The sequence below is a fragment of the Caballeronia sp. ATUFL_F2_KS9A genome (assembly GCF_023630765.1).
GTDB lineage: Bacteria > Pseudomonadota > Gammaproteobacteria > Burkholderiales > Burkholderiaceae > Caballeronia > Caballeronia zhejiangensis.
The window spans coordinates 143,286-158,656 of record NZ_JALQEK010000029.1; the positions used below are offsets into that span (position 1 = coordinate 143,286).

At 63.6% G+C, this 15,371-nt stretch carries 17 protein-coding genes; 13 read left to right on the forward strand and 4 right to left on the reverse strand.

All coding sequences use genetic code 11. The features are described 5' to 3' along the window. The first annotated feature begins 128 nt into the window (after positions 1-128). Positions 129-1,502 carry a polyhydroxyalkanoate depolymerase gene (locus NCS67_RS16320; RefSeq protein WP_250435729.1) on the forward strand — a complete coding sequence of 458 codons (1,374 nt, stop codon included), beginning with the start codon at positions 129-131 and terminating at the stop codon, positions 1,500-1,502. Positions 1,503-1,504: 2 nt separating this feature from the next. On the opposite strand, the gene NCS67_RS16325 is transcribed toward NCS67_RS16320, so the two are convergent. The 3 genes from NCS67_RS16325 to NCS67_RS16335 are packed head-to-tail and all read right to left on the reverse strand — an operon-like array spanning position 1,505 to position 3,864. Next, a complete protein-coding gene (locus NCS67_RS16325) occupies positions 1,505-2,839 on the reverse strand; it encodes an ATP-binding protein (RefSeq protein ID WP_250435731.1) in 1,335 nt (444 codons plus the stop codon). After that, entirely contained in the window at positions 2,836-3,549 is a 714-nt protein-coding gene (locus tag NCS67_RS16330) for a response regulator (RefSeq protein ID WP_008353432.1), read from the reverse strand. The genes NCS67_RS16325 and NCS67_RS16330 overlap by 4 nt, the downstream gene beginning before the upstream one ends. Before the next feature lie 12 nt (positions 3,550-3,561). Then, positions 3,562-3,864, reverse strand: a complete 303-nt coding sequence (locus tag NCS67_RS16335) for an EF-hand domain-containing protein (protein WP_250435732.1) — start codon at positions 3,862-3,864, stop codon at positions 3,562-3,564. Positions 3,865-4,123: 259 nt separating this feature from the next. Here NCS67_RS16335 and NCS67_RS16340 point away from each other — a divergent pair, with 259 nt between their 5' ends. The 10 genes from NCS67_RS16340 to NCS67_RS16385 all read left to right on the forward strand — a co-directional run bounded on the left by NCS67_RS16340 (position 4,124) and on the right by NCS67_RS16385 (position 13,236). Continuing rightward, a complete protein-coding gene (locus tag NCS67_RS16340; protein WP_250435733.1) occupies positions 4,124-4,474 on the forward strand; it encodes a hypothetical protein in 351 nt (116 codons plus the stop codon). 118 nt (positions 4,475-4,592) lie between these two features. Then, the gene (locus tag NCS67_RS16345) at positions 4,593-4,874 is read left to right on the forward strand and encodes a DUF3303 domain-containing protein (protein WP_250435734.1); all 282 of its coding nucleotides are present in this window, start codon (positions 4,593-4,595) and stop codon (positions 4,872-4,874) included. Positions 4,875-5,050: 176 nt separating this feature from the next. Further along, positions 5,051-5,887: a 3-oxoadipate:acetyl-CoA acetyltransferase gene (locus NCS67_RS16350; protein ID WP_008353428.1), complete on the forward strand. Its 837-nt coding sequence runs from the start codon at positions 5,051-5,053 to the stop codon at positions 5,885-5,887. Between the two features lie 229 nt (positions 5,888-6,116). Then, positions 6,117-6,809, forward strand: a complete 693-nt coding sequence (locus NCS67_RS16355; RefSeq protein WP_250435735.1) for a FadR/GntR family transcriptional regulator — start codon at positions 6,117-6,119, stop codon at positions 6,807-6,809. Positions 6,810-6,942: 133 nt separating this feature from the next. Then, the gene (locus tag NCS67_RS16360) at positions 6,943-7,893 is read left to right on the forward strand and encodes a dihydrodipicolinate synthase family protein (RefSeq protein WP_250435736.1); all 951 of its coding nucleotides are present in this window, start codon (positions 6,943-6,945) and stop codon (positions 7,891-7,893) included. Between the two features lie 313 nt (positions 7,894-8,206). Beyond that, the gene (locus NCS67_RS16365; RefSeq protein WP_250435737.1) at positions 8,207-9,379 is read left to right on the forward strand and encodes an ABC transporter substrate-binding protein; all 1,173 of its coding nucleotides are present in this window, start codon (positions 8,207-8,209) and stop codon (positions 9,377-9,379) included. An 80-nt stretch (positions 9,380-9,459) separates the two neighbouring features. Then, positions 9,460-10,536, forward strand: a complete 1,077-nt coding sequence (locus tag NCS67_RS16370) for an ABC transporter ATP-binding protein (protein ID WP_008353423.1) — start codon at positions 9,460-9,462, stop codon at positions 10,534-10,536. Continuing rightward, positions 10,533-11,396 (forward strand): ABC transporter permease, encoded by an 864-nt coding sequence (locus NCS67_RS16375; RefSeq protein ID WP_250435738.1) that lies wholly within the window; start codon positions 10,533-10,535, stop codon positions 11,394-11,396. Before NCS67_RS16370 ends, NCS67_RS16375 begins: the two co-directional genes overlap by 4 nt. Beyond that, a complete protein-coding gene (locus tag NCS67_RS16380) occupies positions 11,396-12,304 on the forward strand; it encodes an ABC transporter permease (RefSeq protein ID WP_033536134.1) in 909 nt (302 codons plus the stop codon). Before NCS67_RS16375 ends, NCS67_RS16380 begins: the two co-directional genes overlap by 1 nt. After that, positions 12,301-13,236: an aldose epimerase family protein gene (locus NCS67_RS16385; protein ID WP_250435740.1), complete on the forward strand. Its 936-nt coding sequence runs from the start codon at positions 12,301-12,303 to the stop codon at positions 13,234-13,236. The genes NCS67_RS16380 and NCS67_RS16385 overlap by 4 nt, the downstream gene beginning before the upstream one ends. A gap of 111 nt (positions 13,237-13,347) precedes the next feature. On the opposite strand, the gene NCS67_RS16390 is transcribed toward NCS67_RS16385, so the two are convergent. Beyond that, complete coding sequence (locus NCS67_RS16390) at positions 13,348-13,800, reverse strand: response regulator (protein WP_008353416.1); 453 nt, start codon at positions 13,798-13,800, stop codon at positions 13,348-13,350. A 195-nt stretch (positions 13,801-13,995) separates the two neighbouring features. Between NCS67_RS16390 and NCS67_RS16395 the strand changes: the two genes are divergently transcribed. Together NCS67_RS16395 and NCS67_RS16400 are read left to right on the forward strand one after the other, a co-directional pair. Then, on the forward strand, positions 13,996-14,691 hold the full coding sequence (locus tag NCS67_RS16395; protein WP_033536135.1) for a response regulator transcription factor: 696 nt from the start codon (positions 13,996-13,998) through the stop codon (positions 14,689-14,691). Positions 14,692-14,836: 145 nt separating this feature from the next. Then, positions 14,837-15,358, forward strand: coding sequence for a hypothetical protein (locus NCS67_RS16400; protein WP_008353414.1), 522 nt, complete (start codon positions 14,837-14,839; stop codon positions 15,356-15,358). The last annotated feature ends 13 nt before the right edge of the window (positions 15,359-15,371 follow it).

The following is a 15,371-nucleotide window of genomic DNA, read 5'->3' on the forward strand; positions in this document are numbered from 1 at the left end:
CGCCCAAGCACCGAAGCGCGGCAAAACGCGCTCGTGAATGGCATCTGTGCAAAGCCTATGCCAATCGCGTGACATATGAAGGCCCATGTAGCCATCGATTGGCATGGCTATTGCCTCCTTTCGTCGCCATGAATCCGTTCACCTATGCGGGCTATCAGGCCTGGTCCGATTCGATGCTGCCGATCCGCCACGCCGCTATGCTCGTCGAAGGCGCGCTGCGTGTCTGGAAGGATATCGGCGAGACGCCGCAGGCCCGCGGTATGGCGGCGCTCTGCGAACAGGTCGCGCTCACGGGCCTGACGCACGCGCGGCCGCCATTCGATATCGCGCCGGTGCAAGCCGAAGGCAAAACGATGCGCGTCGTGGAAGAAGTCGCGGCATCGACGCCGTTCTGCGATCTGCTGCATTTTTGCAAGGACGATGCGTCCATCGTGCAGCCGCGCGTGCTCGTCATCGCGCCGATGTCCGGCCACTTCGCGACCCTCTTGCGCGGCACCGTGCAGACGATGCTCGCCGATCACGACGTCTATATCACCGACTGGCGCAATCCGCGCGACGTCTCGCTGATGCACGGCCGCTTCGGCTTCGACGAATACGTGCAGCACATCATCGATTTCATCGAGACGATCGGGCCGGGCGCGCATCTGCTCGCCGTCTGCCAGCCGACCGTCGCGGCGCTCTCGGCGGTTGCGCTGATGGCCGAGGACCGGCATCCCGCCGAGCCGGCGAGCATGACGCTGATGGCCGGTCCCATCGATACGCGCGTGAACCCGACGCGCGTGAACGAACTCGCGAAAAGCAAGCCGATCGACTGGTTCGAGCGCAATCTCATCAGCATGGTGCCGTTTGGTTTCGCGGGCGCGATGCGGCGCGTTTATCCGGGCTTCGTACAGCTGGGCGCGTTCATGTCGATGAATCTCGCGCGTCACATCGAATCGTTCGAGGAGATGCATCATCAACGCGCGAAGGGCGACGTCGCGAAGGCCGATGCGATCCGCGTTTTCTACGAGGAATACTTCGCGACGATGGACCTCACCGCGGAGTTCTATCTGGAAACCGTCGACACCGTGTTTCAGCGGCACGCACTGCCGCTGAAGCAGCTCGAAGTGCGCGGCCGCAAGGTCGATCCGTCGGCGATCCGGCGCACCGCGCTTTTCACCGTCGAGGGCGAGCGCGACGATATCTGCGCCGTCGGCCAGACGCTCGCGGCGCAGGATCTGTGCGACAAGCTGCGGCCGTATCTGAAGGCGCATCATGTTCAGACGGGCGTCGGCCACTACGGCGTGTTCAACGGCAAGCGCTGGGAGCAGCAGATTTATCCGCGCATCCGCGCATTGATCCACGACAACGAGCCCAGTCCCGCCGGTGTGAATGCGCGCACGCAGCCGATGGTGCCCTTGCACGCAATCGCGCCGCTCGCACGCGAATCCACGGTCGCCGAGGATCAGGCGCAGACGGCGAACGAGGGCGATGACAAACAGGCGATCGCCGATCCCGAATAACGCTAGCTCGAGAGCGGCAGAACGATGCGCGACTCCGCGCCGCCGCCGTCGCGCGCGCTCAGTTCGAGCGTTCCGCCGTGCAGCCGCGCGATGCGCTCGACGATTGCAAGTCCGAGGCCCGTGCCCTTCGGCTGGCCTTCGCCGCCGCCGCGCTTGAACGGCTGCTTCAGCGCTTCCGGATCCTGACCGCCGAGGCCTTTTCCGCGATCCGCGATCACGACGCAGGCCGTGTTCGCCTCGCGATCTGTCCACGTCCGCACTTCCAGGCCGACTACGCCGTAGAGCACTGCGTTCTGCATCAGGTTCATGAGCATCCGCATCATGCTGATCGGCCGGAACGGGAACGGTTCGATCTCGCCGAGATCGAGCGCGAACTCGTGCCCCAGTCCGGCGAAATCGGCGGCCAGATTGGCGATCAGCGCGTTGAGATCGCCGACGACGGGCGTTTCCTTCGCGCCGCTGCCCGCGTAGTCCATGAACTGCTGAAGAATCGTATCGATGGTGTCGAGATAGCCTTCCGCCGATGCCGCGAAAGCCGCGTCCGTCGATGGCACGGCGGACATCGCCATGGCGAGGCGCAGCTTGGTCATCGGCGTGCGAATGTCGTGCGAGATGCCCGCGAGCATCAGCGCGCGCGTGGCGTCGGCTTCCTTCAGCGCGGCCGTCATGCGATTGAAGGCGCCGCTGACCTGGGCGATTTCCGTCGGACCGTCGGTCGGCAGGACGCCCGGCTCGCCGCCCGCGGACACGAGCCGCGCGGCATCGGCGAGATGCGCGAGCGGACGGTTCAGATGGCGCTGGATCAAGTACGCCGTCGCGAACGCGAGCGCGCCGAGTCCGAGCGAAAGGAAAAGGGCGGTCGCGAGGCCGTCGTCGTGCGCCGCTTCGGGCACCGGCAGCGCCAGCCAGCGCGGCTCGCCCGCCAGATGCGCGCGGATCCACAAGCGCTGCTGACCGTCGTCGGACGCTTCTGCGCCTTGCCAGCGCACGAGCATGTCGGCGGGCAGATGCGCGCGCAGGCTCTCGATGAACGTCCGGCGCTGATACGTTTGATAGAAGCGCAAGCGCGATCCCGGCGCCATGTCGCGCGCGCCGGCGGGCAGTTCGGCGCGAAGGTCGAGGTTCACGGCGACGCCTTGCGCGGCTTCGGGCGGCGAAGTTTTCAGGAGCGTATCGAGCGTGACGATATAGCTCGCGAAGGTCGCCGCCGCGCGCTCGATGCGCGGCGTCTGGATGAAATGGAGCAGCACGGCGATCGCGCACACCTGGCTCACCGCGACCAGCGCGACCAGCAGCAGGATGTTGCGCGCGAAGAGCGAGCGCGGCGCCCACTTCACGATTCGATTTCCGCGAGCAGCATGTAGCCGACGCCCCACACGGTCTTGATGAACCGAGGCTTGCCCGGATCTTCCTCGACGATCTGACGCAGCCGCAACACCTGCACGTCGATGCTGCGATCGAGCGCGTCGTGATCGCGGCCGCGCGTGCGGGCGATGAGGTTGTCGCGGCTGACCGCGCGGTTCGGCGACGAGCCGAGCGCCGTGAGCAACTGCATCTGCGCGGAATGAATCTCGAACGGCTCGCCGCCGCGATACAGCTTTTGCTTCGCGAGATCGAGGCGGAAATCGCCGAAACGGATGCGCTGCTGCGTATGCGTCGGGTCGCCCGCCGCAATCTTCTGGCGGCGCAGCAACGCACGCACGCGAGCGACGAGTTCCTGCGGCAGAAAGGGCTTGGCAAGGTAATCGTCGGCGCCGGTTTCGAGGCCGACGACCTTGTCGACCGGATCGCCTTTCGCGGTGAGCATCAGGATCGGCAGCGTCTGGCCTTCGGCGCGCAGGCGCTTGCAGACCGAAAGGCCGTCTTCGGGCTCCATCATCCAGTCGAGCACCAGCAGGTCGTAAGGCTCGCGCTGCAAATAGCGGTCGAGCCGCTTGCCATTTTCGACGACGCGTACCTCGAAACCCTGCGAACTCAGAAATCGCTGCAGCATGTTGCGCAACTCGGCTTCGTCGTCAAGCACGATGATCTTCGGCAGGGTTTCCATGGAGGCTCCGGGTCAGCGTTGCGCGGCGTGCTCGTGCATGAAGGCTTCGATTTGCGGCAGCGTGACGTAGCCGTTCTTCTGCGTGTCGATTTCGTCGAAGTGCTTGGCGACCATCGGCATGCCCGTGGATGCCTGCTCGCGCGTGAGCTTGCCGTCGTGCGTGGTGTTGGCGCTCGAAAAGCGCGTCTGCAACTGGCCGAGCACGTGTTCGAGGCGCGGGCTCGCGCCCATCGGCTGCGTAGCGGTCTGCGCGAACGCCGCGCTCGACGTGGCGCACGCCGCGCATGCCGCAAGGATGACAAGAATCTTTCGCATGGCTCTCTCCCCTGATTCGCTACGGATGAACGTCGACGGTGATGCCATTCTATTGAGCCGCGCCGCGAACGCAATCTTGGGGATGCTACGAATCATGTCGCCGTATTTCGCGTTCGATGCCGCGCATTCGCGCCGACATCCCGCGACATAAGTTACGACTCACGCATCGGGCAGGGCTTCGCTATCGTTCTCATCGCCGGCAGTTGCATTTCTTTGTTGCTGCCGTATTCAACGTCTCACGATGCATGAGGACTTCAACATGAATTGCCGTTTGCTCAGCGTTTCCGCCGTTGCCGCCATCAGCCTGACCTGCGCGAAGACCGCATCGGCTGGAACGAGCGTGCAGGTTTCCTACGTCGCGCCCGCCGTCGTTTACGCGCCGCCGCCGCGTCCCGTGTACTACTACGCGCCGCCGCCGAGGCCGCCGTATTACTACGTGCCCGCGCGCACGATCGTCGTCGAGCCGGCGTTCGCGCCGGTGGTGGTCGCCGCGCCGCCGCCTCTGCCGCCGCAGCCTGCGGTCATCGTGACGCCGTATGGAGTTGCGCCTGCCGTCAGAGTGACTTACGCGCAGCCGGTGCTCGCGACGCCCGTCGTCGTCATGCATTGATCAATGCGATCCACGGCCGCCTCCTATACTGGATGAACCGCATCGGCGCAACTGCCGATGCGGCGGCGAGCCCGGCGCGTCGCGCCGTTTCATGGCGTTCCAACAGGAGGATCGAGCCATGCTATTCATCGTCAACTGGACTGCGCAACCCGACGCCGAACGACTCGCGGCCGAGCGATTCCTGCAAACTCGCGGCGCGCCGCCCGACGGCATTCATCTGCTGGGCCGCTGGCATGCGATCGGTTCGATCTGGGGTATCGCCGTGTGCGAATGCGACAACGTCGAGCCGCTCGCGCAATGGGCGCACGAATGGGCCGATTTGTTCATGTTCGACATCAAGCCGGCGATCACGGACGAGCAGGTCGGAAAAATGCTCGCCGAGTATGCGCAGCGACAGTAGCGGGGCAAGCGGCCCGATTCGTCGTACGAACGCGCGTCGGGAGCTTAGGGTTTGCGTGGCTTGCAGCGGCACGGAGAATGCCTCAACATCACAAATGTACTAGTTAGTTCAAATTTGAGCGCCATATTCGATCTCCGCGAAGTTGTTTCAAGCATGGCGCCGTCAAGGAGCGAAGCGTGACCCAATCCCCTACGAAAGAACCTTGCGTCATATCGGTTGCGATCACCGGCTCGGTGCCGCGCAAGAAAGACAATCCTGCCGTGCCGATCACGATTGCCGAGCAGATCGAAAGCACGCACGAGGCGTATGAAGCGGGCGCGACGCTCGTGCATCTGCATGTGCGCGACGAGGATGAACGATCGAGCTCGGACCGGCACAGGTTCGCGGAATTGCAGGAAGGCATCCGCAAGCATTGCCCGGACATCATCATCCAGTTCTCGACGGGCGGGCGCGGGCGTTCGTTCGAGCAGCGCGGCGCGATGCTGGACTTGAAGCCTGACATGGCGTCGCTCGCGACGGGATCGGTCAACTTTCCGACGATCGTCTACGAGAATCCGCCCGATTTCGTGCGCTCGCTCGCGCAGACGATGCTCGATCACAACGTGAAGCCCGAGATCGAGATCTTCGATCTGGCGATGCTCTATAGCACCGTCGATCTCGTGAATCAGGGTTTGTTGAAATCGCCTGTGCACGTTCAGTTCGTGCTCGGCGTGAAGAACGCATTGCCCGCGCGACGCGAGATTCTCGAGTTCGAGGTCGAGCAGTTGAAGAAGAATCTGCCGGATGCCACGTGGACGGCTGCGGGCATCGGGCGCCATCAGCTCGAAGTGAATCATTGGACGTTGCAATTGGGCGGACATTGCCGAACGGGACTCGAAGACAACGTGCGCTGGGACAAGGACACGCTCGCGAAGAGCAATGCGCAACTCGTGAGCCGGGTGGCGTCGTTATGCGCGGAGTACGGTCGGCCGGTGGCGACGGCGAAGGAAGCGAGGAAGCTGTTGTCGATCTGAATTTCGATGGCGATGGCCGAAGCGCGCTTGCGGGAGACCGCGGGCGCGTTTTTGTTTACGCTGCGCAATATCGCTTCGCATGCCGAAATGTCATTCAACGCTCGCACTTCGCGTGCGGTGAAATACTGAGCATGGGACAGGCGGCTTGCGGTGCCTCGCGCGAAAAATCTGCCTGACAAAATCTGCCTTACAATCGGTCTCCACCCTGACAAGCACGTCACGCGCGAACATGAACGAGCGTAAGTCATCCGGCCTCGCCGACCGAATTTATAGCGACATCCTCAACAGCATCATCGAAGGCGAGTTCAAGGAGGGCGACCGGCTCCTCACCGAACACGCGCTCGCGGAACGATTCGCCACCTCGCGTCCGACCGTGCGCGAGGCGCTCGCGCGGTTGCGCGCAGACGGCATCATCGTGACGCGGCGCGGATCGGGAACGATCGTGGGTCGCCGCCCCGATCCCGACGTGCGCCGCTTCGCTCCGCTGGAAACGCTATCCGACATTCGTCGCTGCTACGAATTTCGCGTGGTGACGGAGTCGGGCGCGGCGGAACTGGCCGCCGTCAAGGCCGAGGAGCAAGACGTCCGCGCGATTCAGGACGCGTGGGATCAGCTCGAACGCGTCGTCGAAACGCAGGAGGGCATCGGCGCGAAAGACGATTTCGCGTTTCATCTCGCGGTCGCGCGAGCGTCTAAAAATCAGTTCTTCATCACCGTGCTGTCGTTCATCGAAGAACAGGTCGAAGTCAGCATGAACCTGTCACGCAACCTGTCGTACGTGAAGACGCTCGAACGCCAGCGTCTCGTTCAGAGAGAGCATCGCGAAATCCTTGAAGCGATCCGCGCGCGCGATTCCGCCCGAGCCGGGCAAGCGATGAAGGCGCACCTCGAGAACGCGGTCGAGCGCATGTTCGGTGAATAATTTCGACCCGACAGTTGTCACACAACCTTAGCCAACTTGCGATAAACCGGCTCCCTCACGGCAAAGTTGTTTGACAACTTTTACCCGCCTTGCTACCTTCTGCGGACCTTTTCCGTCGATTCAGCGAGGCGTCATGTATACCGATCCCATCGTCGTCAGCGAGTTTTCCGCATCCGTCATGGCGGTGCCGCCCCTGGCGCGTCGCCCGGATTATTCGCTCGATCCCAAAGCCAACCGCAGGCTGATCGCTCATATCGAGGCCGGCGGCGTCTCCACGCTGCTTTACGGCGGCAACGCGAATCTGTACCACGTCGCCGTCAGCGAGTTCCGGGAGTTGCTTGACATGCTGGCCGAGTCGGCTGGTCCGCGGACTCGCGTCATTCCGGCCATCGGCCCTGACTACGGGAAGATGCTCGATCAGGCGCGCATCCTCGCGCAGACGGGCTACCGCACCGCGATGATCCTGCCGCTCGCGGGTTTCACCACGCCGGAGGGCGTCGCGCACGGCCTCAGACGTCTTGCCGATGTGGCCGGCATGCCGTTCACGCTCTATATCAAGAGCGAGAGTTACATCGACGTGGACAGGCTTGCCGGCCTCGTCGATGACGGCACGCTGCTCGCGGTGAAATACGCGATTCGGCGGGCCAATCCAGCGGACGACGGCTATCTGCGGCGCTTGCTCGAAAACGTGCCGGCGTCGAAGGTCGTGTCGGGCATGGGCGAGCGCCCCGCGCTGGTTCACACGCGCGACTTCGGTCTCGCGTCATGGACGACCGGCTCGGGATGCATCGCGCCGCACGCAGTGATGGCGCTGCTGCGCGCCGCGAAAGCAGGCGGCACCGGGGCCGATTCCATCTACGAGCACTTTATGCCGCTCGAAACCCTTCGCGACGAAGTCTCGCTGATCCGCGTTCTGCACGACGCCGTGACCTTATCGGGCATCGCCGACATGGGCCCGATACTGCCGTTGCTGAGCGCGTCGCCCGAAGCTGCGTTGCCGGCCATCGAACGTGCAGCGCGCGCGCTGCTCGCATTCGATGAAACCCTCCGCGTTTCCGGGAAACGTGCAGGAAACCCCAGTTAAATACAGGTTAAAGCGGGAGGTAACAAGCGCTCGGGGTATATCCCGAGACGGCTTGCAAAGCGCTATCGGCAGAGGAAAAAAGCCGGTTCGGCTGTTTCGGTAACAGCATCGGCGGGTTGCGATTTGCTTGACATCCTATAACCTCGTTAGCTATTTTTCAGCATCCAAGCCGCAACGAGGACGCACGCGCACGATAGACACGCAAGAATCAGAACGAAGTACAAACAGGCCGGCGATCAACACAATCGACAACATCGACGATCCGACCGGACCTCTTCCCGACCAGCGGTTGCGAGAGAAGTGAGGAGACAACATGGCTTTCAAGGCAGGACTGTCAGTGAAACTGGCGGCGATTTGCGTCGCCGTGAGCGCGGCTTTCGGCACGAGCGCGGCCCACGCGGCCGATCCCGTGTCGATCAACATCGTCGACGTTGCAGGCAATCTGCAACTGACGCAAAAGGGCTTCGAGGCGTTCAAGGCCAAGTATCCGGACCTCGTGTCCAGCATCACGTTCACGAATGCGCCGGCGCCGCAACTGCCGGGCAAGATCAAGGCGATGCAGGCGGCGGGGCGCTCGGACATCGACCTCGTCGTGACGGGCACCGACGCGCTCGCGGCCGGCATTCAGCAAGGTCTGTGGGAGAAGCTTCTGCCCGACAACGCCAAGGCATTCCCCGGCGTGCTCGACAAGTACGCGCCCGGTCCGCGCAAGATGCAGGACATCGCGCAGGGCTACGGTCTGGAAGTGACGTACATGCCAGCGGGTCCGCTGCTCGAATACAACCCGGCCAAAGTCACCGATGTCCCCAAGACGCCGGATCAACTGCTCGCGTGGTGCAAGGCGCATCCGAACAAGCTGATCTACGCGCGTCCGGCCAACTCCGGTCCGGGCCGCACCTTCCTGATGGGCCTGCCGTACGTGCTCGGCGACAAGGACCCGATAAACCCGATCAACGGCTGGGACAAGACCTGGGCGTTCCTCAAGCAACTGAACGACTGCATTCCGTACTACCCGGGCGGCACGTCGGCGGTGATGAAGGAGCTGGGTGAAGGCACGCGCGACATGACCGTCACCGTGACGGGCTGGGACATCAATCCGCGCGCGCTCGGCATCGTGCCGGCGGAATTCAAGGTCGGCGCATTCGACAACATGACGTGGGTCAACGACGCCCATTACATGGTGATTCCGAAAGGCGTGCCGAAGGAAAAGCTCGACGTGCTCTACAAGCTGATGAACTTCATGCTCGAGCCGGCGCAGCAGGCGCTGACATATGACGATGGCTATTTCTATCCTGGCCCGGCGGTGAAGGACGTGCCGCTCTCGATGGCGCCCGCGAAGAGCCAGGAAGTCATCCAGAAGTTCGGCCGTCCGGAATACGCGAAGCTCCTCGCCGACCGTCCGCACGTACTGCCGCTGAACGCGCAGGCGATGGTCGCCGCGTTCCAGAAATGGGACCGCGAAATCGGCGCGGCGAAGACGAAGTAAGTCGACGTATCGGTGTGATGAGACGGCGACGTTCCTCGCGAGGAGCGTCGCCGCTTGTACAAAAAAGCGCAGGAAATGTCATGAAGCACACTTTTGAGCAGTTGCGCCTCGACTCGGTCTCGCGCAGCTTCACCAACGCCGAAGGTCAGCAACTCGCGGCGTTGAAGGGACTCGATCTGAACATCCAGCGCGGCGAGTTCATCGCGCTGCTCGGACCGTCGGGCTGCGGCAAGTCGACCGCGCTGAACTGCATCGCCGGATTGCAGCCGTTGACCGGCGGCGGCATCTGGCTCGACGACAAACGTATCGACGTGCTGCCGCCCGAAAAGCGCGGCTTCGGCATGGTCTTTCAGAACTACGCGCTCTTTCCGCATATGTCGGTGCTGGACAACGTCGGTTTCGGATTGAAGATGCGCGGGGTATCCAAGGCCGAAGCGACGAAGCGGGCGAAAGCCGCGTTGCAACTCGTGCAGCTGATCGGCCACGACGCCAAGCTGCCCGGTCAGCTTTCCGGCGGCCAGCAACAGCGCGTGGCGATCGCGCGCGCGATCGTCATCGAACCGCCGCTCGTTTTGATGGACGAGCCGCTCTCTAACCTCGACACCAAGTTGCGCATCGAAATGCGCGCCGAGATTCGCCGCATCCACGGCAAGCTGGAGCGCGCGACGATCTACGTCACGCACGATCAGGACGAAGCGCTCTCGATGGCCGATCGCATCGTCGTGATGAAAGAGGGCGTCGTGCAGCAGGTCGCGTCGCCGAAGGAAGTCTATTCGCGTCCGAAGAACCTGCACGTCGCGCGGTTCATGGGCTTTCGCAATGTCGTGCAGGCGACGCTCGAAGGCACGCAGGGCGATTGCGTCGCGGTGAACGCGAACGGCGTCAGGCTGCTCGGCACGCCGATGGAAGGCTTCGACAGCAAGCGCGTTGCGGTCGCGCTGCGTCCGGAAGACATGGAGCGCGTCGCGCCCGGCACGGAAAACGCGTTCGACGCGCACGTCGAAGTCGTCGAGTACGGCGGACGCGATTCGCTCATCATCATCGATACGGCGTTCGGCAAGCTCTGGGCGCGCATCGCGGGCGAATGCAGCGAAGGCGAGCGCATCACGCTGCGCGTCGCGCCTTCGAAGACGCTCGTGTACGGAGAAGAAAAATGATCGCGCTTCCCGCGCAGCGCGATCCGAAGGGCTGGCTCGTAGCGCCCGCGCTCATCTTCATTCTCGCGCTGTTCATCTATCCGTTCGCCTACGGGCTGATGCTGTCGTTCAATCCGATGAACGGCGGCGGCATATGGGCGAACTACGTCACGTTCTTCACCGATTCGTCGATGTGGCCGACGATCATCGTCACGCTCAGGCTCGCCGTGCCCGCGACGATCATCAACGTCGGCGTATCGGTGCCCGTCGCGTTCGCGCTGCGCCGCACGTCGCCGTGGCAGAAGTTCGCGACGACGCTGCTCGTCGTGCCGGTGACGCTCGGCACCGTGCTGATCGCCGACGGCATGCTCACGTACTTCAGTCCGAACGGCTGGTTCCCGCAGGCGTTGCAGGCGCTGCATCTCTACGGCGATGAAGTGCGTCTCACGCACAACTACTGGGGCGTGCTGATTTCGCTGATCGTGTCGGGATTTCCGTTCGCGTTTCTGCTGACGCTTTCGTACGTGACCGGCATCGATCCGACGCTCGCGCGCGCGGCGGCCACGCTCGGCGCGAATCCGTGGCAGCAGTTCCGTCAGATCTATCTGCCCTTGCTGTTGCCCGGCCTCACGATGACCGCGTGTCTCTCGTTCGTGCAGGCGTTCTCGGTGTTTCCGTCGGCGGTGCTGCTCGGCGCGCCGGCCGGCCCGACGCGCGTGATCTCGATCGCCGCATCGGAGGCTGCGTTCGAAAACTACGACTACGCGCTCGCATCGACCATCGCGATCGTGATGGGCTTCGTGCAGTTGCTCGTGGTCGGCGGCATGCTCGGCGCGCGCCGCTTCTTCTATACGGGTCCGGTGACGGGAGGCAAGGGATAATGACGACCGATAACCGCGCGGCGTCCGGCTGGCAGGCCGGCGCCCCGACTCGAAGCACGGGCAAACAGATGAAACAGCAAGCGAGCCTGCGCGCCAGGCTATGGAAGTTCTTCGTCTGGACGACGATGGCCTTCTTCCTCGTCAACGTGCTGCTGCTGATCGCGACGGTCGCCGTGAATTCGGTGGCGACGCGCTGGTTCGGCACGCTGCTGCCGCAAGGCTTCACGCTGCACTGGTACGCGCAGGCGTGGAGCGACTTCCAGCTTTCGAGCGTGCTGCTCGTGACGCTCGAAGTGGTCGGCGCGGTCGTGCTGCTGTCGATCGCGCTCGGCGTGCCCGCCGCGTATGCGCTCGCCCGCGTGCAATTCCCCGGCAAGCGTTTCGCGATGCTCGTCTTCCTGCTGCCGCTGATGGTGCCGCCCGTGACCTACGGCATCCCGATGGCGACGGTCATGTACAAGTTCCATCTCGCGGGCACGCTGACCGGCGTGATCCTCGCGAACCTGGTGCCTGCGCTGCCGTTCGTCATTCTCGTGATGACGCCGTTCATCGAGCAGATCGATCCGAATCTGGAATCGGCCGCGCGCATCTTCGGCGCGAACACGGCGAAGTATTTCCGCTACGTGCTGCTGCCGCTGCTCGTGCCGGGCATGCTGGCTGCCGGCTTGCTGGTGCTGGTGCGGACCATCGGCATGTTCGAGCTGACGTTCTTCACCGCCGGCCCGACGACGCAGACGCTCGTCGTCGCGCTGTACTACGCGGTGTTCTCGACGGGCGTGCGCGCGCCGCAGTCCATCGACGCGATGGCGATGATCTACATGGCCATCACGATGATCTGGGTGCTGATCGCGTTGCAGTTCGTGAGCCCGACGCAGCTCGTGTCGCGCGTGAAGGAACAGAAGCAGTGACGAAATTTCGTGCAGTTGGAGAGCTGAACGCGGAACCGCGCCTGAGTATCGCGAGCGGGCCGCATGTGATCGAAATCGCGCCGATGGCGGGCGGGCGCATCACGCGCTTCGCCACGCGGGATGCGCGCGGATTGCATGACTGGCTCGCGCCGGTGACAGTCGCGAGCTGGTCTTGCGATGCGTGGCCCAAGGGCGGCAGCTATCCGCTCATGCCGTTTTCGAATCGCGTGCGCGATGCGCGTTTTCCCGCGCCGGACGGTTCCGTCGTCGAACTGGCGACGTTTCCAGGCATGACGCACGCATTGCATGGATTCGGCCAGTACGCGGCGTGGAGCGTCGAGTTGCACGAGGCGGATTGCGTCGTGATGCGTTACACGCATGGCGAGGGCGAGCACGGCTGGCCGTGGGCGTTCGAGGCCGTGCAACTGATCGAGGCCAATGCGGATGGCGCGCGGCTGTCGATGCGTGTCGCGAACCGGTCGTCGAGCCCGATGCCGGTCGGCCTCGGTTTTCATCCGTATTTCGGCGCGCTGGAAGCCGACCTCCATACGACGACGCATTGGCGTCACGAAGCCGAGATCGCGATCGAGCCGACGGACGAACGTCCCGCGCTTCTCCACCAACGCGAGACGGAAGGGTACACGCGCTATCTGAGCGGCTGGGACGGCCGTGCGACGCTGCATTACGCTGACGGCCGCACGCTCGGATTGATCGCCGACGACGCGCTCGGTCACGTCGTCGTGCATTGTCCGGCCGGGGCGGGTTATCTGTGCGTCGAACCGGTGTCGCACGTGAGCGACGGCTTCAATCTCGCGGCGCAGGGCTTGCGCGGGACGGGCATCGCCGTCATCGAGCCAGGTAGTGAAATACAGGCGTCGCTCTCGATGGCAGCCGGCGCGAACCCGGCCCGGCACGACGGCGCCGCCGCCTGACGCGCGCTTCGACACAGGCGCGCTCGCGGACCGCGCGGCAGCGCGATGCGTTCGCGGGCAGCACGCCCCCGACGATGCAAATATCCGTGTTCATGGCGCACCTCCATCGACTCAGCGCGTGAGCGGCATCGAAAAGAACGATTCGACGAGATCGACGATGCGCCACGTCGCGCAAGGCCGGCGGCAATGGGCGTCGAAACCGGCGTCCTTGAGCGTCTGCACCGGATCGGCGGGCCACACGTTGCTCATCGCGACGAGCAGGCGGCCGGTGACATCGCCGTCCGTACTCAACGTGCGCAGAAAGACGTAGCCGGATTCGTTGTCGAGGCTCGTGTCGAGAAGCAGCGCGTGCGGATGCCAGCTATTGACCAGCGCGCGCACCGACTTCAGATCCTGCGAAAGGATGACCTGCAAGCCTTTGAGCCGAAGTTGCACGGCGAGCGAATCGCCGATCGACTTGTCCTTGTGGGCGATCAGCACACGGCGCGATGCGTCTCCGGTACGCGCCCGCTTGATGCGCCACAATGCGAATTCGCTTTCGCTGGCGGCCAGACGGCTTGACATCTCATCCTCCATTCTCGTTTTGGGTTACGTGGTGATTCGACTGCGTTCAGTTTCGGCCGAACGTGGCGGTCGCTAAACCCGGCGCGGGAGGGGAACGCGGGAGATTTTGGGAGACTGCCGAATGTATCCCTGCGAAAGGAGGGTGGAAGTCGGGCAAGGCGCGCGTAATATCGGAACCGTTCTCGGAGCGTCGCAATGGAAAATGGCTATTTCAAAACTGTGTTGCTAGTAGAGGACGAAGGGCTCACCAGGAGCGCGATGAAAAGCCTGATCCTGGCGAACGAGCCTTTGCTCGAAATCGACGAAGCCGATGGAGTCGAGCAGGCGAAAGCCAAGCTTTCCGCCAATACCTACGATCTGATGTTTCTCGACTACCACTTGCGCGGCCAGGCGACCGGCATGGATCTGCTCAACTGGATCCGCGAAGAAGAACGCGAGGTCCAGACGATCATGCTGTCGGCGCAGGATGACCGCGACACGGTGCTCGAATGCATCAAGAACGGCGCGTGCGGATTCATCTCGAAGGGCAGTGAGCAGGGCGCGGGCGTGTTTCGCGAGGCGCTGAAAACGATTCTGAACGGGCGCGTGTATTTGCCGAATACGGTGCTGGGCAAGGGCGGTCACAGCCCGAAGCCGGTTTCGCCGCACGCGGGCGTGACGATCGAATCGCTCGAACTGCCGCCGCGCCTCACCGAGACGCTGCGCTATCTGCTGCAAGGGCTGTCGAACAAGGCGATCGCGCGAAAGATGAACATCAGCGAAAACACCGCGAAGGAATATTCGAGCGATCTGCTCGCGCGCTTTCACGTCACGCGGCGAACGTTTCTAATCGTCGAAATGGCGCGGCGCGGGATCGAAATGCCGATGAGCAATACGTCGTCGGCCTCCTGAGCCTCCCGTTTCTCTTCCTCGACGCGGGCGCACCGAAAGGGCGTCCGCGTCGTCTTTTTTTCATCGGTCCGATGAATCATCCCGGGGATGGTAAGGTAGAGCCCGGACTAAATTTGAGATGGGGTCAGCGTAGGTGATTCGCAGGATGACGTTCACGAAAATGCAAGGCGCCGGCACGGCATTCACGGTGACAGCGGCGCTGCTTCTTGGCGCATGTGCGCCGCTTCCGCAGCAGAACGACACGGACGCGGCCGCGGCGGCATCGGCGGCATCGGCCGCGCAAGCGGCTCAGGCGGCGGTCAAGGCGCCCGTCGCGCCGGCGCCGCCGGGGGAAAGGCGCATCATGGTCGGCACCGCGAACGGCTATCACCTGATGCTCAAGACGACGCCGCCATCGCAAGTCTGCGACGACAACGCGTTCGCCGACGGCGTGCGCTACGGCTATGCGCTGACATGGAACCGGCTCGTCAGCGAAGACGTGCGCAACGGCGGCAAGGCGAAGCGCAAGTTCGACGCATCGGCCGTTCATTCCCAGGACGATCAATACAAGATCCAGTGGGAAGGAAAGGAGCGCGTCAACGCGTGCGCGTCGGATGGTTATCTGATCGGGCGTGTCGTCGGGACGCATCTCGCCGGCGTCGACATGCGCAACGGCAAGCCCTCCTGAAGCGCGGAAACCG